The sequence below is a fragment of the Oleiphilus sp. HI0086 genome, from assembly GCF_001635225.1.
Genome location: NZ_LWFZ01000361.1, coordinates 1 through 220 on the forward strand (window position 1 = coordinate 1; position 220 = coordinate 220).

The following is a 220-nucleotide window of genomic DNA, read 5'->3' on the forward strand; positions in this document are numbered from 1 at the left end:
ACACCTTCTTTATTGGCTGAATTTAAACACACTTCAATGGGGCCGTGTACAAGCAAGCCTACCGCCCTGACTCTTCCCGATGCTTTTGGTGGGGATCCTCTTTGGTATTTGGCTTTTGGGGCAGGGCAAGGAACACTGCGGCCCGGCTTATTTTTTTATGACTTGCAGACAATGACATTAGATAAAGAAGTCTGGCTTCGTCAATTTCGACCTGAGGTAA

At 46.8% G+C, this 220-nt stretch carries 1 protein-coding gene; it reads left to right on the forward strand.

The genetic code is table 11. The annotated features are described in order from the left end of the window. Window positions 1–220 (forward strand): hypothetical protein (locus A3756_RS28575; protein ID WP_231875484.1); only part of this gene is annotated, 220 nt, incomplete at both ends.